Source organism: Rhizobium sp. C104 (genome assembly GCF_022354505.1).
Taxonomy (GTDB): domain Bacteria; phylum Pseudomonadota; class Alphaproteobacteria; order Rhizobiales; family Rhizobiaceae; genus Rhizobium; species Rhizobium redzepovicii.
On sequence record NZ_CP092348.1, the window covers coordinates 3,681,973 to 3,703,838 of the forward strand.

The window sequence follows — 21,866 nt, forward strand, 5'->3', positions numbered from 1 at the left end:
CAGCGCTCAGGCCTTCAAGGCGTCTGGTATTCGGCGACCGGGCCATTGTCGTCACGCTTGGCGTTCTTGCGGTCACGCATGAAGCGATCGAACTCTTCCTGGTCCTTGGCGCGGCGAAGTTCGCGCATGTAGGCGTCGAATTCCTCGCGCATTTCATCGAGCTTGCGGCGCTCTTCCTCGATCCGGTCGATCTCGGCCTTGCGCCAGTCGTCGAAGGCGACGTTGCCGGTCGAGAAATGCGGGCGGTGACGGCCGTTCGAGCGGCGGCAGGAGGCAAAGAAGCCATCGGTCGCCTGGTTGACGTCACGCTTGAAGCCGCGCAGACGGTCGCCGAAGATGATGTAGGCAAGCATGGCAAGACCCAGAGGCCAGAAAACCATGAAGCCGAGAATCATCAGGGCAATGGTAGCCGGAGTCCAATCCGGTCGAAGCAATGCTGACTGGTTCATCGTGCGGGTATCCCTCGCTTTCCACGTCCGGCAGGATACCGAACGCTGAAATCGATGTGGTTACCGCAATAACCACCTTCAAGACGATTGCCCGTGAAATCGGACAAGGCCTTGAATCCATTTTGCTAATTCAGCCATGCCTGATTTAGGCTGTCCGCCCGCCCTTGATGACACGCGGAACCGGAGGCTTCACGGCAGAACGGGAATGCTGGCGGACGAAATCGAGGATACGCGGCGCGATCTCGCGGCGGAACCGCGAGCCGTTGAAAACACCATAATGGCCGACATCCGGCTGCAGGTAATGCATGCGCATATCTTCGGGAATGTTGACGCAGATGGTCTGCGCCGCCTTGGTCTGGCCGACCCCCGATATATCGTCATTCTCACCTTCGACGGTCAGAAGCGCCACTTTGCGGATCGCTGCCGGATCGACGCGTTTGCCGCGATGCATCAATTCGCCCTTCGGCAGGGAATGCTTGATGAAGACCTCCTCGACCGTCTGCAGGTAGAATTCGGCGGTCAGATCCATGACGGCGAGATATTCGTCGTAGAAATCGCGATGCTTTTCCGGTTCGCCGTCGTTCTTCACGAGATGCATGAAGAATTCCTTGTGCGCGACGAGGTGTCGGTCGAGATTCATCGACATGAATCCCGAAAGCTGCAGGAATCCCGGATAGACCGGGCGCATGAAGCCCGGTTGCGGCCAGGGCACGTTCATGATGACATTGTCGGAGAACCACTGAAGCGACCGCTCCTGGGCGAGCTTGTTGACCGCCGTCGGGTTGATGCGCGTATCGATCGGGCCGCCCATCAGCGTCATCGACGCCGGCGACAGCGGATCATTGGCTTCCTCCATCACCGCAGCCGCAGCCAGCACCGGAACGGAAGGCTGACAAACGGCGATGACATGTGTGTCGTGACCGAGGAAATGCAGCATCTCGATGACGTAATCGACATAGTCGTCGAAATCGAAGGTGCCTTCCGTCATCGGCACCATGCGGGCGTCGATCCAGTCGGTGATGTAGACATCGGCACTCGGCAGCAGCGCCTCCACTGTGCCGCGCAGCAGCGTCGCATAATGGCCGGACATCGGCGCAACAATCAGAATGCGCGGATCGTTGCCGCGGGCGGCTGGAACATTGCGTGCGAAATGCAGGAGATTGCAGAAGGGCCGCGACCAGACGATCTCTTCGCGGACGGAAACCATCCGATCGCCGATCGTCGTTTGCTTCAGTCCGAATTCCGGCTTGCCGTAACGGCGCGTCGTGCGTTCGAACATTTCGAGGCTTGCCGCCATCGTCCGGCCGAGCGGCGTATGGGAAAACGGGTTCAGCGGATTGGCATAGGCAAATCGCATGATATCGGCCGCGGCGCGAAACGGCGCCATGGCGGCATGGTTCAATTCATAAAGCTGATAAAACAAAGGCGCCACCTTTCTCTATCGAAAAGATGAGGCCGATTGAGCGGCATCGACTCTTTCCGTTACGCGGGCACGTAACGCAGACTAACAGTTTTTTGTTGCACAGCAACATGGACGAACCAGACCCACACAAGAAATGCCGGAGATTTGATCCCCGGCATCATAATCGCCCTGAAAACTTAAGTTTCTCAGCAGGAAGCGTCGTTAACGGTCCGCTACGAAAGTCTGCTTCTGTATGCCGAGACCTTCGATGCCGAGCTCGACCACGTCGCCAGCCTTGAGAAAACGCGGCGGCTTGAGACCCATGCCGACACCCGGAGGCGTGCCGGTCGAGATCACGTCGCCGGGATGCAGCGACATGAACTGACTGAGGTAGGAGACCAGGAAAGCCACCCCGTAAACCATGGTCTTCGACGAACCGTTCTGCATCTTCTGGCCGTTGACCGTCAGCCACATGCCGAGGTTCTGCGGTTCGGGGATTTCGTCCTTGGTCACGAGCCATGGGCCGATCGGGCCAAAGGTGTCGCAGGATTTGCCCTTTGTCCACTGGCCGGACCGCTCGGTTTGGAAAGCGCGCTCGGAAACGTCGTTGGAGACGCAATAACCGGCGACATAATCCAGCGCTTCGGCTTCCGTCACATATTTTGCGGTCTTGCCGATGACGACGCCAAGTTCGACTTCCCAATCGGTCTTTTCCGAACCGCGGGGAATGATGACATCGTCGTTCGGCCCGACGATTGCCGATGTTGCTTTCATGAAGATGATCGGCTCGGGCGGAACGGTGGCGCCAGTTTCGGCAGCATGATCCGAATAATTCAAGCCGATGCAGATGAATTTGCCAGTGCCGGCGACACAGGCGCCAATACGGCCGGGCATAAGTTCCGGAAGGCTCTTCGGATCGATCGCCGCCATCTTCGCAAGACCGGCCGGCGTGATCGCCTCGCCGGCGATATCGGCGACATGACCGGAGAGATCGCGGATCTTGCCATCGGCATCGAGAAGCGCGGGTTTTTCATTGCCTGCTTGGCCAACACGCATCAGCTTCATGGAATTTCCTCCTCATCGAAAACGGATTTGCAGCCACCTATGAACGAATTATTCACCGGTGTCATTACGGCTTTGGCGCGAAGCGGTACGGCTTTCCTCGAATTTAGTCGGATTTCGGCGATGTTTTGCATGTCGTAGACCGCTTTTATGAAGACAGTCTGTGCACCCGAATTGCGACGATGCTGCGCTTGCCAAGCCCATGAAGCAGGAAATATGACTCCCAACCGATCCGAAGATGACGTGGAGTTCGAAAATGCATCTCTCCCAGGCTGTCGTGCGCACGGAACATGCAAGCCGCTATCTACAGCAGCTCTGCAAACACTGGAGTCACAAATTCAGCGTCGATTTCGATCCGAACAAGGGCCGCGTGCCGTTCAGCGAGACGGCAGAGGTGACGTTCACCGCCGATGATGCGGCGCTGACCATGATACTTTCCGTCGCCGACCCCGAACAACAGCTAAGAATGCAGGGTGTCATCGACGATCATCTGAAGCGCTTCGCCTTTCGCGAGGAACTCGACATCGTCTGGACCGACTAACACGAACCCCGATCCAAATTTCTGCCCTCAGGGAATAAGCATGACCAAGAGCAATAGCCGCGAATCCCAATATCCGATCGATCCGATGTTTCTCGACCGCTGGTCACCCCGCGCCTTCACCGGCGAAATTATCGAGGAAGCCCAACTGCTCAGCCTGCTCGATGCCGCCCATTGGGCGCCGTCTTCGTCCAATCACCAGCCCTGGCGTTTTATCTATGCGCTTAAGGGTTCGGAACATTGGGAGAAATTCGTCGCATTGCTCGTCGATGCCAATCAGGAATGGGCCAGGAATGCCTCGGCGCTGATTTTTGTCGTGTCGCGCAGCTTTACCGGCGTTGCCGGTTCTGGCGAGGAGAAACCCAGCTACACCCATTCCTTCGATGCTGGCGCGGCATGGGGCCACCTGTCGCTGCAAGCGCGCCTCTCTGGTTTCTACGCCCATGGCATGGGCGGCATCAAACACCAGGAAATCATGAAGAGCTTCGGCATTCCCGAGGGTTACCGGGTGGAAGCCGGCGTTGCCGTCGGCCGTCTGGCCGACAAGAGCGTTCTTTCCGAACGCAACCAGGCGCGCGAATTCCCCAGTCAGCGCAAACCGCTCGCCGAGATCGCGTTCAACGGCCGTTTCCTCGCGGATTAATCGCCCCTCACAAGCAAAAGCCCCGCCATCTAGAGACGGCGCGGCTTCTGCTTGGTAAAATAACAATCAGATATCGAGGTTTGCGACGCTCAGTGCGTTATCCTGGATGAATTCGCGCCGCGGTTCGACTTCGTCACCCATCAGCCGGGCGAAGAGGCCGTCAGCATCAGTGGCGTCGTTGACCTTGACCTGCAGCAGGGAGCGCACGTTGGGATCCAGCGTCGTTTCCCAGAGCTGCTCGGCATTCATCTCACCAAGACCCTTGTATCGCTGCATGGTCAGGCCCTTGCGGCCGGTTGCAAAGATGGCGTCGAGCAAGGCGCGCGGGCCCGAGATCTCGAGGTCGCCTTCGCGTCGATGCAGGGACGGCGGCGTCTGATAGATTTCCTTGAGCCGTGACGTCAGCTGGTCGATGTGCCGAGCATCCGAGGAGCCGATCAGCGCCATGTCGAGCACGACGATTTCCTTGACGCCGCGGACCATGCGTTCGAGGCGCAGGCCGCCATCGCTGGCCAGATCACCCTGCCAACCGCGTTCGGTTTCCTCGGCGATGATGTCGAGGCGGCTTGCCACCTCGCTCGTCAATGCCTGCGCTCTTGCCCGAACGCTGACGCGTTCGGCATTGAGGGCGCCGGCGATCGCCGCCTGTTCGATGGCCGCGCGATTGTAACGCGAATGGAGATTGTCGAGCAAAGCGCGCATGCGCAACGCGTCGAGGATGACCTCGCGCAGGTCCTGGCCGGTGCGGACTTCGCCGCTGCCGAGTTTCAGAGCCGCATCTTCCAGGCCCTGGCTGATGAGGTATTCCTCCAGCGCCTTTTCGTCCTTCAGATACTGCACCGACTTGCCGCGCGAGACCTTATAGAGTGGCGGCTGGGCGATATAGAGATGGCCGCGCTCGATAAGTTCCGGCATCTGGCGGAAGAAAAAGGTGAGCAGCAGGGTGCGGATATGAGCGCCGTCGACGTCAGCATCCGTCATGATGATTATCTTGTGATAGCGCAGCTTTTCGACGTTGAACTCGTCCTTGCCGATGCCGGTGCCGAGTGCTGTGATCAGCGTGCCGATTTCCTGGCTCGACAGCATCTTGTCGAAACGGGCACGCTCGACATTGAGGATCTTGCCGCGCAACGGCAGGATCGCCTGGTTTTCGCGCGAGCGGCCCTGCTTGGCCGAGCCGCCGGCGGAGTCGCCCTCGACGAGGAAGACCTCCGATTTTGTCGGATCACGCTCTGAGCAGTCGGCGAGCTTGCCAGGCAGCGAGGCGATATCGAGTGCGCCCTTGCGGCGGGTCAATTCGCGGGCCTTGCGGGCCGCTTCGCGCGCCGCCGCTGCCTCGACGACCTTGCCGACCAGAATCTTGGCTTCGCTCGGATGCTCTTCGAACCAGGTGTTCAGCGCCTCGTTAACGAGGCTTTCGACAACCGGACGGACTTCCGAGGAAACCAGCTTATCCTTGGTCTGCGAGGAAAATTTCGGATCAGGCACCTTGACCGAGAGCACCGCCGTCAGGCCTTCGCGGCAATCCTCGCCCTGCAGCGTCACCTTTTCTCTTTTGGTGATGCCGGAACTGTCGGCGTAGGATACGACCTGGCGCGTCAAGGCTGCCCGGAAACCGGCCATATGGGTGCCGCCGTCGCGCTGCGGGATGTTGTTGGTGAAGCAGAGCACATTCTCGTGGTAGCTGTCGTTCCACCACATCGCCACTTCGACGGTGATGCCGTCTTTTTCGCCGCGGATGGCGACCGGCTTGTCGACGAGCGACTTCTTGGCACGGTCGAGATAAGCGACGAAAGCCTCGAGGCCGCCGTCATAACGCAGCTCCTCCTGCTTGATATCGGAATGGCGCTTGTCGGTCAGCAGGATGCGCACGCCCGAGTTCAGGAAGGCGAGTTCGCGCAGGCGATGCTCGAGCGTGCCGTAGTCGAACTCCGTCATGGTGAAAGTATCGGTGCTCGGCATGAAACTCACTTCCGTGCCGGTCTCATTGGGCGCTTCGCCGGTGACCTTGAGCGGCGCATCGGCCACACCATGGGTGAAGCTCATTTCATGGATCTTGCCCTGGCGGCGGATCTTCAGTTTCAGCCAAACGGACAATGCGTTGACGACGGAGACGCCGACGCCGTGCAGACCGCCGGAGACCTTGTAGGAATTCTGGTCGAACTTGCCGCCGGCATGCAGCTGAGTCATGATGACTTCGGCCGCCGATACGCCTTCCCCGGTATGAATATCCGTCGGGATGCCGCGGCCGTTATCGGTGACGGTCACCGAGCCATCCGGATTGAGCGTGACGGTGACGATGTCGGCATGGCCGGCAAGCGCTTCGTCGATCGCGTTGTCGACGACCTCATAGACCATGTGATGAAGGCCGGAGCCATCGTCGGTATCGCCGATATACATGCCGGGACGCTTGCGCACGGCATCAAGGCCCTTCAGAACCTTGATGGAATCTGCGCCATATTCGGTGCTTACGCCGTTTTCCGTCGCGGATGTGTCGCTCATTCTGTCGAGATTTTCCCTGTTGTCGTAAAGCTGCGGCGCGCCTTGCGAATCACCGGCTTTCTTCACTCTCGTATATAGGTTTTTTGGACACACTTCCCAATGGCAAGTCCCCTGAACAAGGCATAAAACAGGGGATTATGACGCTTTTCCGTCGCCTTTGACGCCATTTTCGAGAAGAGCGGATAGCCGGCCTATCTCTGCGCTGTCAAGGCTGCGGATCCGCCGCGCCAATCGGTTGGCAAATTCGGTATATTCCGGCGGCAGGCCTGATGTGTCGATGACGACGCGCGGGTCGGAGGAGCGGGCGAGCAAAAACAGTTCCTCGGCCTCATCCCAGATGATGTTGAAATAGCCGGCGATGCGCTGCAGCAGATCGAATGTCGGTAAACCACGCTTGCCATGTTCGAGCGCCGAGAGATAGGCGGGAGAGACATTCAGCGCTTCCGCCATCTCCTTCTGCGAGACACCCTTACGCGCTCTCAGCTTGCGAATCGCCTCTCCGAAAGGGGTCATGGCTTTTCCCCATGCCGCCGCGACAGGCGAATGTAGAGAGCGCCCTCCCCGCCATGATGCTGTGCGGCCGATTCATAAGACGAGATCAGGTAGCGGAATTCCGGCTTCGAGAACCAAAGCGGCACGGCCCGCTTCAGCGCGCCGTCGCTGCCCATCGAGCTGCCTTTGCCGGTGATGACCAGGACATGGCGCATGCCGCGCTCATGGGCGCGCATCAGGAAATCGAGCAGGATGACATGAGCCTCGCTCTGCACCAGCCCATGCAGGTCGATCCGCGCTTCGAGCGCCAGCCGGCCCTTGGCGATCTTGCGCTTGACCGGCTTTTCCAGTGGATGATGCACGCCTGTCGGCGGTTTCGGCGCCGAGGGTGCTGCGTGCTGCGGCGACAGAGGTGCGGCGGATGTCTGCTTTCCTGCCTTCTCCTGTTCGGCCGCCGCTTCGGCTTCGACAAGAAAAGCATCGAGTTCGGTCAATTCACCCGCCTTACCGGGCATCGGCCTTGTGCTGCGGGCAACCTTGCCCCAGAGGATCCTCTCGTCCGCGCTGAGTTTCCGATCCCTGGCCATCAGTCGAATCGTCCGGCGGCAGCTTGGGGAATAAGGATGGCGAAATCGGCATCGTTGCGAACTGTGCCGGCCCTTTCTCCGGCCAGATCCCCCGAGCCGGTGAAGATATCGCCGCGCGCCGGCCCGACGATCGCCGAGCCGGTATCGAGCGCCAGCATCAGCCGGCGGAAGGGCCGGGCGTCATCGAGATGGGTGAGGCTTTCGGAGCGGATGAAGAAGGGAAAGCCGAAGGTATGGACCATCCGGTCGACGGCAAGCGAGCGTCCGGCCAAAAGCGGAACCTTGGCGGCGGCGACCGGACCGGCCTCGGGATCGGCAACGGGCGCCTCCCGGAAGAAGATATAGGAGCGGTTATGCCACAGCACCTCGTCTACGTACTCGGGATTGCGCGCCAGCCAGGCGCGGATCGACTGCATCGAGACGTCGGCGCGAGCGATCTCGCCTCGGTCGATCAGCAGCTTGCCGACCGCCGAGAAAGGATGGCCGGCCTTCGCCGCATAGGTGATGCGGCCGATGCGGCCATCGCCGTAACGCAAACGGGCCGCGCCCTGCACATGCACAAAGAAGACGTCGACTTTCGACTTCGCCCAGGCGATTTCAAGACCGCGGCCTTCGAGAAAACCCTGGTCGATGGCGCGGCGATCCGGATAGGCAGCGATGCGGCCATCATGCAGGCGGCCGAAAGCATAGGAATTGTCGAGATCGGCGGGGCGATTGGCATCGTCGAGATCGATCAGATCGTCCGGGCGCCGGTAGAAAGGGAAACGGAAAACCTCGTCCGGCCGCTCCGACACCTCGATATCAGGTTCGTAAAAGGCGGTGACGAAGCCGGGATTGCCATCCTTGCGGCGAATCAGGAAGGGCCGACAATGCGTCTCGAAAAAGGCGCGCGCCGCTGATGGCGATGACGGCGTGAAATCTTCGGCGGCGTGCAGAAGCGGCAGCAGGTCTTCCGAGCTCAGGCCAAGCGATCCGGTGCGGTAGAGTTTGACATCGCTGATCTGGCGGCGGCAGCGCCGCATGACCTCAAAAAGGCCGGAGGGATCGTCATCCTTCCAGCCTTCCAGAGTGTCGAAGCTTACGGCCTGCAGGACGAAGTCCGATGCGTGGTCACTCATGTTCCGATTCGGTCGCCACGAGTTTCCAGTTCGGATCGCGCGAGCGGGTGTCGCGGGCGAAAGTCCAGAGGTCGTTGACCTCGGCGACGTTTTCGGCGTCGCCTTCGATCAGCACGTCCGCTTTGTCGTAAGTGGCCGATATCAGCTGGCTGATGATGCGAACGGTGATCTGCGCTTCGCTGCCCTTCGTCTCCGCATGGGTGATTTCGGCCTTGTCGATGCCGACGAAGGTGGACTTCACTTTCTCGCCCCGGGTTTCGCGCTCGCCGATCGCGGCATCGAAGCCGTCGTATACTTCGCGCGACAGCAGGTTCTTCAGCGTTTTCCGGTCGCCATCGGCATAGGCCATGACGATCATCTCGTAAGCCATGCGGGCGCCATTCAAAAACTCTTTCGGGCTGAAGGCCGGATCGGCCTTGTTCAGCGCGCGCAGCGATTCGTTGAGCGGCGTTCCGGGTGCGGCGAAGGCGTCGATGGCAGCGAAACGATCCTCATCCTCGCTCGTCGCATCGCGGCGCGGCAGCGTCACGACCTTGCCGGCATCGGCGGTTTCGGCCGGAGCCGCATCGCGCGGCGTATAGAGATCGCGCGGCGGCTTCTCATTTCCTGTGCGGCGCCCGAGCACGGAGCGGAGCTGAAAGAAAATCAGCACAGCCGCGACCAGGAAGAATAATGTGATGAAGTCGTTCGAACTCATATCGTATCGCAGCCGCCGTTAACATCTCTGATTTGTACTCCCATATAGTCTGCCTATACAGATGATTCAAATGATGGCTGGCATCTTCGCCAGCGCCAAGAGGAGACCGGCAAGCCCGGGACATCACGACCATGCGTTTTTCGATCCTGCCAGCTTTCATTCTACTGCTGCCGCTCGCCGAAATTGCCGGTTTCGTCGTCGTCGGCCGGGCAATCGGATTGTGGCTGACACTGGCGCTCGTCATGCTGGGCTTCGTTCTCGGGGTGGTTCTGCTGCGCCGGCAGGGCATCGGTATTTTGCGCCGCATGTCGAGCGAAGGACGAAACGGGGTGATGCCGGGCCGCGAGCTGCTGCAGCCGGCGATGAACGTCATCGCGTCGCTGCTGCTGATCGTTCCCGGTTTCATCACGGATGTCATCGCAATCCTGATCCTCATTCCGCCGGTGCGTGATTTCGTCTGGCGGTGGGTCGCCAAACGCTTCGTCACGGTCAACGCCAGGAGCGGCTTTTCCGCCTCCTCGAAACCAGATTTCCGCGACGGCAACCGGAATTCGAAGGTGGTCGATCTCGACGACGAGGACTATCATAGGGAGCCGGACCGCAACTCGCCATGGTCGGGCAAACATCTCGGAGATTGAGGCGCTTCGACCGATCAACGGCGCCAAGCGCTCAGGGTTGTAAGCCCTTCCCTGAAATGTTAGATGGCGGCACCATTCCCATGCCCCTCGAGGAAAAGCCAATGGCAGACGATAACAACACCAACGGTGCGGCCAGCCCCACCCTTTCGATCCTTGCGCAATATACCAAGGACCTCTCCTTCGAAAATCCGGGTGCGCCGCGTTCGCTGCAGGCCCGCGACAAGGCGCCGACGATCAACATCAATGTGAACGTTAACGCCAACCCGCTTTCGGATACGGATTTCGATGTCGTGCTGTCGCTGAATGCCGAAGCCAAGGACGGCGACAAGACGGTGTTCCATACAGAACTCGCTTATGGCGGCGTCTTCCGCGTTGCCGGTTTCCCGCAGGAACACATGCTGCCGGTTCTCTTCATCGAGTGCCCGCGCATGCTCTTCCCCTTCGCCCGTCAGATCATCGCCGACGTCACCCGCAACGGCGGTTTCCCGCCGCTGATGATCGACCCGATCGACTTCACGCAGATGTTCGCCCAGCGCGTTGCCGAAGAACAGGCCCGCGCAAAGGTTGAGGCCGTTCCGAACTGATCGGATCTTTTCGGTTTTGAGATGCAGATGCCCGGGCAAGTCCCGGGCATTTTCAATTGCGGCCGGTTTAGTTCGGGCTGGCGTATTTTGCCCAGATGCCTTTTTCACCGAGCTTGGCGACGAGCGCCTCATGCGCCTGCGCCTCGGACTGGCTGAGCCGGGGGCAAGCGGGCGAGGCCGCTCGAACACGGATGCAATCACCACATCGTCCTCCTCAGTCGCATCGCCGCGACCGTTCTGACCTGAGGTAGCGGTCATGCTGAGGCCGAAAGCTGCCTGCCTGCCGCCGATCATCTCGATATAGACTTCGGCGAGCAGTTCGGAGTCGAGCAGCGCGCCGTGTTTGGTGCGGTGCGAATTGTCGATGCCGTAGCGCCGGCAGAGCGCGTCGAGTGAATTCGGGCCCATCGGATGTTTGCGCCGCGCCATCGACAGGGTGTCCAGCACCCGCTCCGGCAGGATCGGCGGCAAACCGATCCGCGCCAATTCGGCGTTGATGAAGCCCATATCGAAGGTGGCGTTATGGGCAATCCACTTTGCGTCGCCGAAGAAGGTCAGGATTTCCTCGGCGACCTCAGCAAAGGGTTTCTTGTCCTTCAGGAATTCGTCGGTGATGCCGTGCACGGCGAGCGCATCCGGATGAACCTTCTGATCGCCTGGATTGATGTAGATATGGATCACATTGCCGGTCGGGAAATGGTTGAAGAGCTCGATGCCGCCGATTTCGATGATGCGGTCGGCACGGTTGTCGAGGCCCGTGGTTTCCGTATCGAAGATGATCTCACGCATTCCGGAAATCTCCCTTGGCAATCCGCGTTTTCAGGTCGGCGATAATCTCGAGCACCCGTTCCTTCGTCTCCGCGATACTGCGGCTGCTGTCGATCAGATAATCCGCCCGCCGCCGTTTTTCCCCGTCCGGCGTCTGGCGTGAGAGAATCATCTCGAATTTTTCCTCGGTCATGCCTTCGCGCGCAAGCACCCTCTCGCGTTGAATCTGTGGACCGGCGCTGACGACGACGACGACATCCACTCTTTCCCAGGCGTTGGTTTCGAAGAGCAACGGAATATCGAGCACGACCATCCCGGCGCCGGCGCGGCGCTGCCGTTTTAAAAATTCCATCTCGCGTTTGCGCACCAGCGGATGAACGATCGCTTCCAGGCGTTTGAAGCCGCCGGGATCAAGCGCCAGCTGACGGCCAAGTTCGTGGCGGTCGACGGCGCCATCCTTCATCGTGCCGGGAAAGGCGGCATCCACCAGGGGTGCGGCCTCGCCGGCATAGAGATCGTGGACCACGGCATCCGAATCATTCAGCGGGATGCCGGCCTCGGCAAAGAGCTTGCCCGCCGTCGATTTTCCCATACCGATGGAGCCGGTCAGTCCAATCTTCAGCATCAGTGTGCTTCCATATCCGCGATGATCAGCGCGCGCAGTGCCGCGTCGACGACAGGACGCTTGCCGAACCATTTTTCGAATCCCGGCACAGCCTGATGCAGCAGCATGCCGAGACCATCGACGATCGGAAAGCCCTGCTCTTCCGCCTGCGCCAGGATCGGAGTCTTCAGGGGGATATAGACGATATCGGTGACGACGGCCTCAGTTGCGAGAGGCGTGAAATCGAGCTGGGGTGCGGCCTCGCCGTCCATGCCGAGCGAGGTGGTATTGATGAAGAGGCCGGCGCCTTTCATCACCTCGGCCAGGGCACCCGCCGGATGGGCCTGAACTTTCGGACCAAAACGGTCGGCCAGTTCACGGGCGCGTTCGACGGTACGGTTGACCACATGGATCGTCTTGAAACCGCGGTCGCGAACCGCCTGGATGATCGCCCGGCTGGCGCCGCCGGCGCCAAAGACGACCGCCGTGTCGTGGCGGTCCCACCCCGGATGGCGTTCGTCGAGATTGGCAGTGAAGCCGACGCCGTCGGTGTTCGTCGCATGCAGGAGGCCATTCTCCCGCCAGAGCGTGTTCGAGGCGCCGAGTTCGCGCGACAGTTCGTCCGGCTTGTCGGCGAGACGGAAAGCCAGTTCCTTGTGGGGAATGGTGACATTGCCGCCGGCAAAGCCGGAACTGCCATCCTTCAGCGAAGCAATAAAATCGGCAAAGCCCTCGGGCGCCACTTCATGGGCGCGATAGCTGCCTGGCAGGCCGAGCGTCTTCAGCCAATATCCGTGGATCAACGGCGAGCGCGAATGCTTGACCGGAAAGCCCGTGACAAACGCTTTCGGCCCGAATGTTTCACGTGAATCACCCATCGATCGCTCCGAGGTCGCGTAATTTTTCCAGAAGCGGTAACATCGGCAGGCCGAGAATGGTGAAATAATCACCTTCGATTTTCTCGAACAGCTGAATGCCCTCCCCTTCCAATTGATAGGCGCCGACGCTGGAGAGCGCCTTGTTGCCGACACGGGCCAGGTGCCGCCCAATGAAATCCGCGGTCAGCGGCCGCATGGTTAGATCGGCATGGGCGAGATGTTCCCACACCACAGCCCCGTTGCGGACGATTGCCACAGCACTGTTCAGGCGGTGGGTTGCTCCAGAAAGAGTCTGGAGGTGATTTGCCGCTTCGGCCATATCCGTCGGCTTATGGAAGACGCGATCGCCGAGCGACATCGTCTGATCTGAACCGATGACCAGGCCATCGGGGAAACGGCTGCTGACCTCTTGGGCCTTGGCCTTGGCGAGGACGAGAGCAACGGCATCCGGCTGAGCGCCGGCTTTTTCCAACGGGGCTTCGACCGCCCTTTCATCGATCCGCGCGGCATGCGCCTCAAAGAATAGGCCGGCATTTTCCATCAGCATCCGCCGAAACGGGCTCGACGATGCAAGGATGAGTTTTGTTATCATAGGCTCCTCGACGTACCGGCTGCCGGTCAGCGCTTAGCGCAGCTTTGGGCGCAGGGCAACGATTGCCGCGGCGGTTTCCTCGATGGATCGGCGAGTGACGTCGATCAGCGGCCAGTTATGGCGAGCGCAGAGCGAGCGGGCATATTTCAGCTCCTCGGATATTGCCGCGCGATCGGTATAGTGTTCACGATCGAAACCATGCGTCGCGCCGAGGATGCGATTTTCCCGCACCTGGGAGATGCGGTCGGTGGTGGCGATCAGGCAGACGATCAGCGGCTTGGTCGTCGTGAACAGGCTCTCCGGCAGCGGCACGCCATAAACGATCGGAATATTCGCCGTCTTGATGCCACGGTTGGCGAGATAGATGCTGGTCGGCGTTTTCGACGTGCGGCTGATGCCGATGATGACGACATCGGCGCCATTATAATCATCCGGCATCTGGCCATCGTCATGATCCATGGTGAAATTCAACGCTTCGATGCGTGCGAAGTATCCGGCATTCATCACATGCTGAGCGCCGACCCGACGGCGCGATGGGGCGCCAAGATAGATCTGGAACGCATTCATGACCGGCTCCAGCACATTCACCGAGGCAACACCCATCTCGACGCAGCGCTCATCGATCAGGCTCGCAAGCTCCCGGTCGACAATCGTATAGAGTACGATGCCAGGGGCATCATCGATCGCCTGCAGAACCGGCAGCAGCTGTTTGCGGTTGCGGATCAGCGGATAGACATGTTCGATCGGCTGCGCGGATCTGAACTGCGCCGATGCGGCGCGGCCGGCGGAGATCAGAGTCTCTCCGGTTGAGTCAGAAATCAGATGCAGATGAAAGAAGTTCGTTCTGTTCTCCACGCTATTTTCCACTGCCTGTTGAAAAGACTGGATGAAACAGAGCTAAGGCGGCGAGGCATCTCCCGGCAAGGGAAAACATGCCCCCTTATCCACATTTCGAATTTTGCGGATCGCTTTCCGCAGGCCCTGTGGACGATGTGGAAGAGGTTGATTTGTCGAGATGGGGTCCACAGCTTATCCACAGCGACGAGAAAAATCGTCTCTCCGGAAGGATTTGGAATCATTTTCAGATTCGGTTTCTCCCCAAACTTTCGATGAAATAGCGAAATCCTTCCGATATTTTTTGCCAGCACGCGACAAATGGCATCGGCAGTGGATGGATATTAATCCTTGATAGACACCGACTCTAAGAAATAGAAACCTTTAAAAATATCTTTGATTTTTTATAGGGAAGAAGCGCTTGAGCGACACGCGCCGAAAGATCATGAGGGTTCTCGATGGCGAAAGCCTCTCCCCTCCTCCTCTCTGGCTGATGAGACAGGCGGGACGTTATCTCCCGGAATATCGGCAGACACGGGCAAAGGCCGGAAGCTTCCTCGATCTCTGCTATACGCCCGATCATGCCGTCGAAGTGACATTGCAGCCGATCCGGCGTTATGGCTTTGACGCCGCCATTCTGTTTTCCGATATCCTGGTCATTCCCGATGCAATGAAGCGGAACGTCCGGTTCACCGAGGGCCATGGCCCGGAGATGGATCCAATCGACGAAACCGGGATCGGGCGATTGAACGGGGAAGAGGTCGTCGATTATCTCAGACCGGTTCTGGAAACGGTGCGGCGGCTGCGCCAGGAGTTGCCTGATGAGACGACGCTGCTCGGCTTCTGCGGGGCGCCCTGGACGGTTGCGACCTATATGATCGCCGGTCACGGCACGCCGGATCAAGCCCCTGCCCGTCTCTTCGCCTACAACCATCCCCGCGCCTTCGAACAGCTGCTGATGCTGCTTGCCGACGTATCGGCTGATTATCTCGTCGCTCAGATCGATGCCGGTGCCGATGCCGTGCAGATCTTCGATTCCTGGGCTGGGGTTCTCGGCGAGAGGGAGTTCGAGGCGTTCGCGATCCGGCCGGTTGCGCGAATGATCGCTTCGGTCAAATCGCAGCGGCCGCATGCGCGCATCATCGCCTTCGCAAAGGGCGCCGGTTACCAGCTGAAGAACTATCGTCAGAAGACGGGCGCCGATGCGATCGGCCTCGACTGGTCGGTGCCTTTGGCCTTTGCCGCCGAACTTCAGAGGGACGGACCGGTGCAGGGCAATCTCGATCCGATGCGCGTCGTTGCCGGCGGCCGGGCCCTGGAAGAAGGTATTGACGATATTCTGCAGCATCTCGGCCAAGGACCGCTGATCTTCAATCTCGGCCACGGCATCACGCCGCAGGCCGACCCCGAGCATGTGCGCCTGCTGGTCGATCGTGTGCGGAGTGCGAAGTGACGATGGAAAGGCAGACCGATCGCAGACCCGGCGCTTATGCCCGCCGGCGCGCCCATTTTGCGCTGGTTTTCTTCGCGCTGATGGCGGTCGGGCTTTTCGCCTGGAACCCTGATAATCTCTACCTCTGGATCAAGGCGCTCCACATCATCGCGGTGATTTCCTGGATGGCCGGGTTGTTCTATATGCCGCGGCTGTTCATCTACCACACCGATGCCGAACCGGGCTCGGTGCAATCGGAAACCTTCAAGGTGATGGAGCGCCGGCTGCTTCGGATCATCATGACGCCGGCGATGATGCTGACATGGCTTTTCGGCCTCTATCTCGCCTGGTCGGTCTATGGATTCCAGGGCGGCTGGCTGCATGCTAAGATCGGCCTCGTCGTGCTGCTGACCGGTGTTCATATGTTTTTCAGCCGGGCGGTCCGAGCCTTCGAGCGAGATGAAAATCGCCGCTCCGCGCGCTATTGGCGCTTCATGAACGAGGCGCCGACCTTGCTGATGATCGTGATCGTGATTCTCGTCGTGGTGAAGCCGTTCTGAGGGGAAAATCGCCCTGAGGTTAAATTTGCTTCATTTTAAGCAGCCCTCTTGCGGCGGCGATTGCGAGTCGCTATTTTCCGCGCAACTCATCTACGTGGCATGTGTGTAGAGTTCAGTCGTCTGCGAGCCCTTTCGCAGTACCGAATACGACCCAACATCGCCTTTCCCCTTCAAAATTGAAAAGAGTATTGGTCACTTCATGGCTGAAATGAAGCTTCAGGAACTTAAAAGCAAATCCCCGACGGATCTTTTGGCTTTCGCCGAATCGCTCGAGGTCGAGAATGCCAGCACGATGCGCAAGCAGGAGCTGATGTTTGCGATCCTCAAAATGCTTGCCAGCCAGGATGTCGAAATTATCGGCGAAGGGGTCGTCGAGGTTCTGCAGGATGGTTTCGGTTTTCTGCGTTCGGCCAATGCAAACTACCTGCCGGGTCCGGACGACATCTATATCTCCCCCTCGCAGATTCGCCGGTTCTCGCTCAAAACAGGCGATACGGTCGAAGGACCGATCCGCGGACCAAAAGAAGGCGAGCGCTATTTTGCGCTGCTGAAAGTCAACACCATCAATTTCGACGATCCGGAAAAGATCCGTCACAAGGTACATTTCGACAATCTGACGCCGCTCTATCCGAACGAGCGCTTCAAGATGGAACTCGAGATTCCCACTTCCAAGGATCTGTCGCCGCGCGTCATCGACCTGGTGGCGCCGCTCGGCAAGGGCCAGCGCGGACTGATCGTCGCGCCGCCCCGCACCGGTAAGACCGTGCTGCTGCAGAATATCGCCCATTCAATCACGGCAAACCATCCGGAATGCTATCTCATCGTTCTTCTGATTGATGAACGACCCGAGGAAGTGACCGACATGCAGCGCTCCGTTCGCGGCGAGGTCATCTCCTCGACCTTCGACGAACCGGCGGTGCGTCACGTCCAGGTGGCGGAGATGGTCATCGAAAAGGCGAAGCGCCTTGTCGAGCACGGCCGCGACGTCGTCATCCTGCTCGATTCGATCACCCGTCTCGGCCGTGCCTACAACACGGTCGTTCCCTCCTCAGGCAAGGTTCTAACCGGTGGTGTCGATGCCAATGCCTTGCAGCGGCCGAAGCGTTTCTTCGGTGCGGCCCGCAACATCGAGGAAGGCGGTTCTCTGACGATCATCGCCACGGCGCTGATCGATACCGGCAGCCGTATGGATGAAGTCATCTTCGAAGAGTTCAAGGGTACCGGCAACTCGGAAATCGTCCTCGATCGCAAGGTTGCCGACAAGCGTATCTTCCCGGCGATGGATATCCTGAAGTCCGGCACGCGTAAGGAAGATCTGCTTGTTCCGCGGCAGGATCTGCAGAAGATCTTTGTCCTCCGTCGCATTCTGGCGCCGATGGGCACGACCGATGCGATCGAATTCCTGATCGACAAACTGAAGCAGACGAAGAACAATTCCGACTTCTTCGATTCGATGAATACATAATCCTTAGCCGGATTCATCCTATAGAAGCTGGAGGCATCCGACGATGTCGCCAGCTTTTCTGTTTGGCAGGATCGATTCGGGGTCGAACCGAAACAGGCGATATGGCCATGCTGTATGACACGATCTATGCGCTATCGAGCGGTGCCACACCCTCAGGTGTGTCGGTCGTTCGAATCAGCGGCCCGTTGACCAAGGACATATTGGCTACGCTCGTCGGATCGGTTCCGGCAGCCCGATATGCAGCGCGTCGAACGATTCGGAACTCGTAACAACCGCCAGATCGACAGCGGCCTCGTACTGTTTTTCCCTGGGCCACGCTCGTTTACCGGCGAAGATGTCGCCGAACTGCAGCTGCACGGCAGCAAAGCTGTGCTGGCGGCATTGTTTGAGACCCTTAATGAAATCCCGGGCGTTCGAATGGCGGTTGAGGGCGAGTTCTCCCGCCGCGCTTTTGAAAACGGCAAGCTTGATCTCGTCGAGGTTGAGGGCCTGGCCGATCTTATCGGCGCAGAAACCGAGATGCAGCGGCGCCTTGCGGTCGAACAGAGTGCTGGCGGTCTTTCCTTGATTTACGATTCGTGGGCGGAACGATTAACGCGTGCACGCGCGCTGATCGAGGCGGAACTTGATTTTCCCGATGAGGATGATGTTCCAGGCTCGGTATCCGACATGGTCTGGGCTGACATGGAACGGCTGCGCGATGATATCGGGCAGCACCTGTCGGTAGCGTCGGCGGGAGAGATTATCCGGGACGGCTTCAAGGTGGTCATCGCCGGGGCACCGAATGCGGGGAAATCCAGCCTGCTGAACGCTCTCGCGCGACGCGAGGTGGCGATTGTCACGGATATCGCCGGAACCACCCGCGATGTCCTTCAGGTCGATCTGGATATTGATGGTTACCTGATCAAGCTCTATGACACGGCGGGTCTTCGCGAGGCGGATGACCGGGTCGAGAAGGAGGGCGTGCGGCGCGCCCGTGTCGCGCTGCGAGATGCCGATCTCGTCTTGCTGCTGGTCGACATGACGAACCCCCTGCTCCCTGACGACTTGGACCAGGCTGCGCCACATGTTACTGTCGGCACGAAGAAGGATCTTGTGGATGTGATCTCGGGTCATTACGACCTGCAGATATCGACGACAACAGGTGACGGCTTGTCGGAATTGCGGCAGGTGATCGGCAACAGCGTCGGCACGCGGTTTACCGGCCTGTCCATGGCAATCCCAAGCCGCCAGCGGCATAAGGATTCGCTAGCGAAATGTTTGGCGGCACTTGAGAACGCCATTTCGGCGACAGATGTCAATCTGGAGCTGCGGACCGAGCAGCTTCGCATTGCTGCGGACTATTTGGGCAGAATCACCGGGAGAGTGGATGTCGAGCAGCTGCTCGGCGTGATCTTCTCAGAGTTTTGTATCGGCAAGTGATTCACGTGAAACACCGGGGTTTATGCCGCGGCTTCACCTGAAACGACGGGTAGATTTGGAGTATCGTATGACCGATAATGTCTATGATGTCATTGTGATCGGTGGTGGCCATGCGGGGTCGGAAGCTTCCAGTGCGGCCGCGCGCCTTGGCGCCAAAACCGCTTTGGTGACACATAGACGCGATACGATCGGGGTGATGTCCTGCAATCCGGCAATCGGCGGGCTCGGCAAGGGCCATTTGGTTCGCGAGATCGACGCGATGGACGGGCTCATGGGGCGCGTCGCCGATGTCGCCGGTATCCAGTTCAGGATGCTGAACAAGAAAAAGGCGCGGCCGTACGCGGACCGCGGACCCAGGCCGATCGAAAACTTTATCGTCTGGCGATGTTGGCGGCGATCGAAGCCACTGCCGGTTTGGATATCGTCGAAGGTGACGCCTTTGATCTGAAGGTCGTCGATGGCCGCGTGGCCGGGGTGATCATGCAGGATGGTCGCATGCTTGGAGCGGCGGCCGTTGTTCTGACGACCGGGACCTTTCTTCGCGGCCTCATTCATATCGGTTCAGAAAAGACGCCGGCTGGCCGCGTGGGCGAAGCACCGTCGATCGGGCTGTCGGCTACCCTGGCCAGGCTTGGATTGCGGCTGGGACGGCTGAAGACCGGGACACCGGCGCGACTGGATGGAAAGACCATCGACTGGCAGGCCGTTGGTCGCCAGGGGGCCGACGAGGAGCTTACCCCCTTCTCGCTGATGACCGATGCGATTACCACTCCGCAGATCAAATGTGGGGTCACCCGGACGACCGAGGCGACACATCGCATCATCGTTGACAACATCATGCGGTCGGCCATGTATTCCGGCCAGATCGAAGGCGTGGGTCCGCGCTATTGTCCGTCGATCGAAGACAAGCTGGTCAAGTTCGGAGAGCGGGACGGACATCAGGTCTTTCTTGAGCCTGAAGGTTTGGACGATGATACTGTCTATCCGAATGGGATCTCAACATCTCTGCCAGCAGAGGTCCAAGCTGAATTCATCAAGACGATTCCCGGTCTCGAGAGGGCGAGAATTATTCAGCCAGGTTACGCGATCGAATATGATCATGTCGATCCGAGGGAGCTGACGCGCTCGCTTGAGGTCAAACGGCTGAGAGGTCTGTTTCTCGCGGGTCAAATCAATGGCACCACGGGTTACGAGGAGGCGGCCGCCCAGGGTTTGGCCGCGGGGCTGAATGCTGCGTTGCGAAGCAGCGATTCGGATCCGTTTCATTTCAGCCGCACGAATTCCTATATTGGGGTGATGATTGATGACTTGACGTCCCGCGGCGTTACGGAACCGTATCGAATGTTTACGTCGCGTGCGGAATATCGGCTGACGCTCAGGGCTGACAATGCCGATATGCGCCTGACGCCGTTGGCGATACAGCTTGGATGTGTGAGCGGTGAACGAAAACGGCGATTCACACGATATCAGACAGAGATCGAAGCGGGACGGGTGCTGCTGCAGTCATTGACCGTGACGCCGAACGAGGCGCGCCGCGTCGGTTTGAACATCAATCTCGACGGCCAGCGCCGAACGGCCTATGACTTGCTCTCCTATCCGAACTATGATTTCGATGTCCTGCGAAAAGTGTGGCCTGATGAGCTTGGAACGATTTCCGAGAAAGTCACGGAGGCATTGGAAATCGAAGCGGGCTATTCAGTTTATCTCGATCGGCAGGCCGCGGCGATTGCCGATCAGCAGCGCGACGAGGAACGGTATATCCCGGCTGATTTCGACTATGCGGCGCTTTCCGGGCTTTCGAACGAGCTTAAGGCAAAGCTCGGCGCTGCGCGGCCTTTCAATATTGCCCAGGCCGCAGTCGTGGAAGGAATGACGCCTGCGGCCATCGCACTATTGCTCGTGCACCTGCGTCGACGCAACACTTCCGAGCGATATAGCGCCTAGATACAATATATTGAGAGTGAGAATGGAATTAAACGGCTTACGTGTTTCACGTGAAACACAGGAACGGCTTCAACACTTCGCGGCGCTCTTTCAGAAGTGGGCAAAAACCATCAACCTGGTGGCGCCGTCGACACTCGACGATCTCTGGAACCGGCACATCGCCGACAGCAGCCAAGTGTTTCAAATCCATCCCAAGCCGGTTATCTGGGCCGACCTCGGAAGCGGCGGCGGTTTTCCCGGTGTCATTACGGCGATCTTTCTGGCCGAGCTGCAGGACGGATGGGTACATCTGGTCGAGAGCAATCATAAGAAGGCCGCCTTTCTCCGGACGGCGTTGCGGGAAACAAATGCTCGCGGGAGCGTGCACAGCACCCGGATCGAAGATGCCCATGCAGAGATCGGTAGATGCGGGGCGATTTCGGCCCGGGCGCTCGCCGACCTTGACGGACTGCTCGGATATTCCGCTCACTGGATGCTGGGCCAAAAAGATTGCCGCGGCTTTTTTCATAAAGGCCGGGATTACCTGAGGGAAATCGACAAAGCACGTGGTCGGTGGGAATTCGATCTGTTAGAACATAGTAGCGCCGTCGAGCAGGAATCTGTCATTCTGGAAATATCGAATCTCCGGCGCTTGGTTTAACAGATCGGATATTGC

20 protein-coding genes and 3 pseudogenes are annotated in these 21,866 nt (G+C 59.1%); 10 read left to right on the plus strand and 13 right to left on the minus strand.

Annotation, left to right across the window (positions count from 1 at the left end):
• Positions 1-14: 14 nt before the first annotated feature.
• The 3 genes from MF410_RS19360 to MF410_RS19370 all read right to left on the minus strand — a co-directional run bounded on the left by MF410_RS19360 (position 15) and on the right by MF410_RS19370 (position 2,916).
• Positions 15-449 carry a DUF2852 domain-containing protein gene (locus tag MF410_RS19360; protein WP_003571403.1) on the minus strand — a complete coding sequence of 145 codons (435 nt, stop codon included), beginning with the start codon at positions 447-449 and terminating at the stop codon, positions 15-17.
• Positions 450-594: 145 nt separating this feature from the next.
• Entirely contained in the window at positions 595-1,872 is a 1,278-nt protein-coding gene (phaZ, locus tag MF410_RS19365) for a polyhydroxyalkanoate depolymerase (protein WP_097625106.1), read from the minus strand.
• A 201-nt stretch (positions 1,873-2,073) separates the two neighbouring features.
• Positions 2,074-2,916, minus strand: coding sequence for a fumarylacetoacetate hydrolase family protein (locus tag MF410_RS19370; protein WP_097625105.1), 843 nt, complete (start codon positions 2,914-2,916; stop codon positions 2,074-2,076).
• A 253-nt stretch (positions 2,917-3,169) separates the two neighbouring features.
• Here MF410_RS19370 and MF410_RS19375 point away from each other — a divergent pair, with 253 nt between their 5' ends.
• The gene (locus tag MF410_RS19375) at positions 3,170-3,454 is read left to right on the plus strand and encodes a DUF2218 domain-containing protein (protein ID WP_097625104.1); all 285 of its coding nucleotides are present in this window, start codon (positions 3,170-3,172) and stop codon (positions 3,452-3,454) included.
• Positions 3,455-3,494: 40 nt separating this feature from the next.
• On the plus strand, positions 3,495-4,094 hold the full coding sequence (locus MF410_RS19380; protein WP_097625103.1) for a nitroreductase family protein: 600 nt from the start codon (positions 3,495-3,497) through the stop codon (positions 4,092-4,094).
• A gap of 66 nt (positions 4,095-4,160) precedes the next feature.
• On the opposite strand, the gene gyrB is transcribed toward MF410_RS19380, so the two are convergent.
• From gyrB to MF410_RS19405, 5 genes are all read right to left on the minus strand, one after another.
• Positions 4,161-6,596 carry a DNA topoisomerase (ATP-hydrolyzing) subunit B gene (gene gyrB / locus MF410_RS19385; RefSeq protein ID WP_097625153.1) on the minus strand — a complete coding sequence of 812 codons (2,436 nt, stop codon included), beginning with the start codon at positions 6,594-6,596 and terminating at the stop codon, positions 4,161-4,163.
• A 135-nt stretch (positions 6,597-6,731) separates the two neighbouring features.
• Entirely contained in the window at positions 6,732-7,109 is a 378-nt protein-coding gene (locus MF410_RS19390) for a helix-turn-helix transcriptional regulator (protein WP_012559396.1), read from the minus strand.
• The gene (locus MF410_RS19395; protein ID WP_097625102.1) at positions 7,106-7,675 is read right to left on the minus strand and encodes a Smr/MutS family protein; all 570 of its coding nucleotides are present in this window, start codon (positions 7,673-7,675) and stop codon (positions 7,106-7,108) included. Before MF410_RS19395 ends, MF410_RS19390 begins: the two co-directional genes overlap by 4 nt.
• Positions 7,675-8,793: a murein transglycosylase A gene (locus MF410_RS19400; protein ID WP_097625101.1), complete on the minus strand. Its 1,119-nt coding sequence runs from the start codon at positions 8,791-8,793 to the stop codon at positions 7,675-7,677. Before MF410_RS19400 ends, MF410_RS19395 begins: the two co-directional genes overlap by 1 nt.
• The gene (locus tag MF410_RS19405; RefSeq protein WP_097625100.1) at positions 8,786-9,490 is read right to left on the minus strand and encodes a Tim44/TimA family putative adaptor protein; all 705 of its coding nucleotides are present in this window, start codon (positions 9,488-9,490) and stop codon (positions 8,786-8,788) included. The genes MF410_RS19400 and MF410_RS19405 overlap by 8 nt, the downstream gene beginning before the upstream one ends.
• A gap of 131 nt (positions 9,491-9,621) precedes the next feature.
• On the opposite strand from MF410_RS19405, the gene MF410_RS19410 reads away from it, so the two are divergent.
• Together MF410_RS19410 and secB are read left to right on the plus strand one after the other, a co-directional pair.
• Positions 9,622-10,128: an FxsA family protein gene (locus tag MF410_RS19410; RefSeq protein ID WP_097625099.1), complete on the plus strand. Its 507-nt coding sequence runs from the start codon at positions 9,622-9,624 to the stop codon at positions 10,126-10,128.
• A 101-nt stretch (positions 10,129-10,229) separates the two neighbouring features.
• Positions 10,230-10,712, plus strand: coding sequence for a protein-export chaperone SecB (gene secB, locus MF410_RS19415; RefSeq protein WP_003589527.1), 483 nt, complete (start codon positions 10,230-10,232; stop codon positions 10,710-10,712).
• A gap of 67 nt (positions 10,713-10,779) precedes the next feature.
• Here secB and dnaQ read toward each other — a convergent pair.
• From dnaQ to MF410_RS19440, 5 genes and pseudogenes are all read right to left on the minus strand, one after another.
• A pseudogene (dnaQ, locus tag MF410_RS19420) lies at positions 10,780-11,501 on the minus strand (DNA polymerase III subunit epsilon).
• Positions 11,494-12,105 carry a dephospho-CoA kinase gene (gene coaE / locus MF410_RS19425; RefSeq protein ID WP_097625097.1) on the minus strand — a complete coding sequence of 204 codons (612 nt, stop codon included), beginning with the start codon at positions 12,103-12,105 and terminating at the stop codon, positions 11,494-11,496. Before coaE ends, dnaQ begins: the two are co-directional and overlap by 8 nt.
• Entirely contained in the window at positions 12,105-12,962 is an 858-nt protein-coding gene (locus MF410_RS19430; protein WP_097625096.1) for a shikimate dehydrogenase, read from the minus strand. The genes coaE and MF410_RS19430 overlap by 1 nt, the downstream gene beginning before the upstream one ends.
• Positions 12,955-13,554: a Maf-like protein gene (locus MF410_RS19435; protein WP_097625095.1), complete on the minus strand. Its 600-nt coding sequence runs from the start codon at positions 13,552-13,554 to the stop codon at positions 12,955-12,957. The genes MF410_RS19430 and MF410_RS19435 overlap by 8 nt, the downstream gene beginning before the upstream one ends.
• Positions 13,555-13,587: 33 nt before the next feature.
• On the minus strand, positions 13,588-14,409 hold the full coding sequence (locus MF410_RS19440; protein ID WP_097625094.1) for a pyruvate, water dikinase regulatory protein: 822 nt from the start codon (positions 14,407-14,409) through the stop codon (positions 13,588-13,590).
• Between the two features lie 400 nt (positions 14,410-14,809).
• Between MF410_RS19440 and hemE the strand changes: the two genes are divergently transcribed.
• The 6 genes and pseudogenes from hemE (at position 14,810) to rsmG (ending at position 21,851) form a co-directional block, all read left to right on the plus strand.
• Positions 14,810-15,841: a uroporphyrinogen decarboxylase gene (gene hemE, locus MF410_RS19445; RefSeq protein ID WP_097625093.1), complete on the plus strand. Its 1,032-nt coding sequence runs from the start codon at positions 14,810-14,812 to the stop codon at positions 15,839-15,841.
• Positions 15,842-15,843: 2 nt separating this feature from the next.
• Positions 15,844-16,380 carry a protoporphyrinogen oxidase HemJ gene (gene hemJ / locus MF410_RS19450; RefSeq protein ID WP_097625092.1) on the plus strand — a complete coding sequence of 179 codons (537 nt, stop codon included), beginning with the start codon at positions 15,844-15,846 and terminating at the stop codon, positions 16,378-16,380.
• 199 nt (positions 16,381-16,579) lie between these two features.
• Positions 16,580-17,845 (plus strand): transcription termination factor Rho, encoded by a 1,266-nt coding sequence (rho, locus tag MF410_RS19455; RefSeq protein ID WP_003589536.1) that lies wholly within the window; start codon positions 16,580-16,582, stop codon positions 17,843-17,845.
• Positions 17,846-17,946: 101 nt separating this feature from the next.
• A pseudogene (mnmE, locus tag MF410_RS19460) lies at positions 17,947-19,267 on the plus strand (tRNA uridine-5-carboxymethylaminomethyl(34) synthesis GTPase MnmE).
• Between the two features lie 67 nt (positions 19,268-19,334).
• Positions 19,335-21,211, plus strand: a pseudogene (mnmG, locus tag MF410_RS19465) (tRNA uridine-5-carboxymethylaminomethyl(34) synthesis enzyme MnmG).
• Between the two features lie 22 nt (positions 21,212-21,233).
• Complete coding sequence (rsmG, locus tag MF410_RS19470; RefSeq protein ID WP_097625089.1) at positions 21,234-21,851, plus strand: 16S rRNA (guanine(527)-N(7))-methyltransferase RsmG; 618 nt, start codon at positions 21,234-21,236, stop codon at positions 21,849-21,851.
• Positions 21,852-21,866 lie beyond the last annotated feature (15 nt).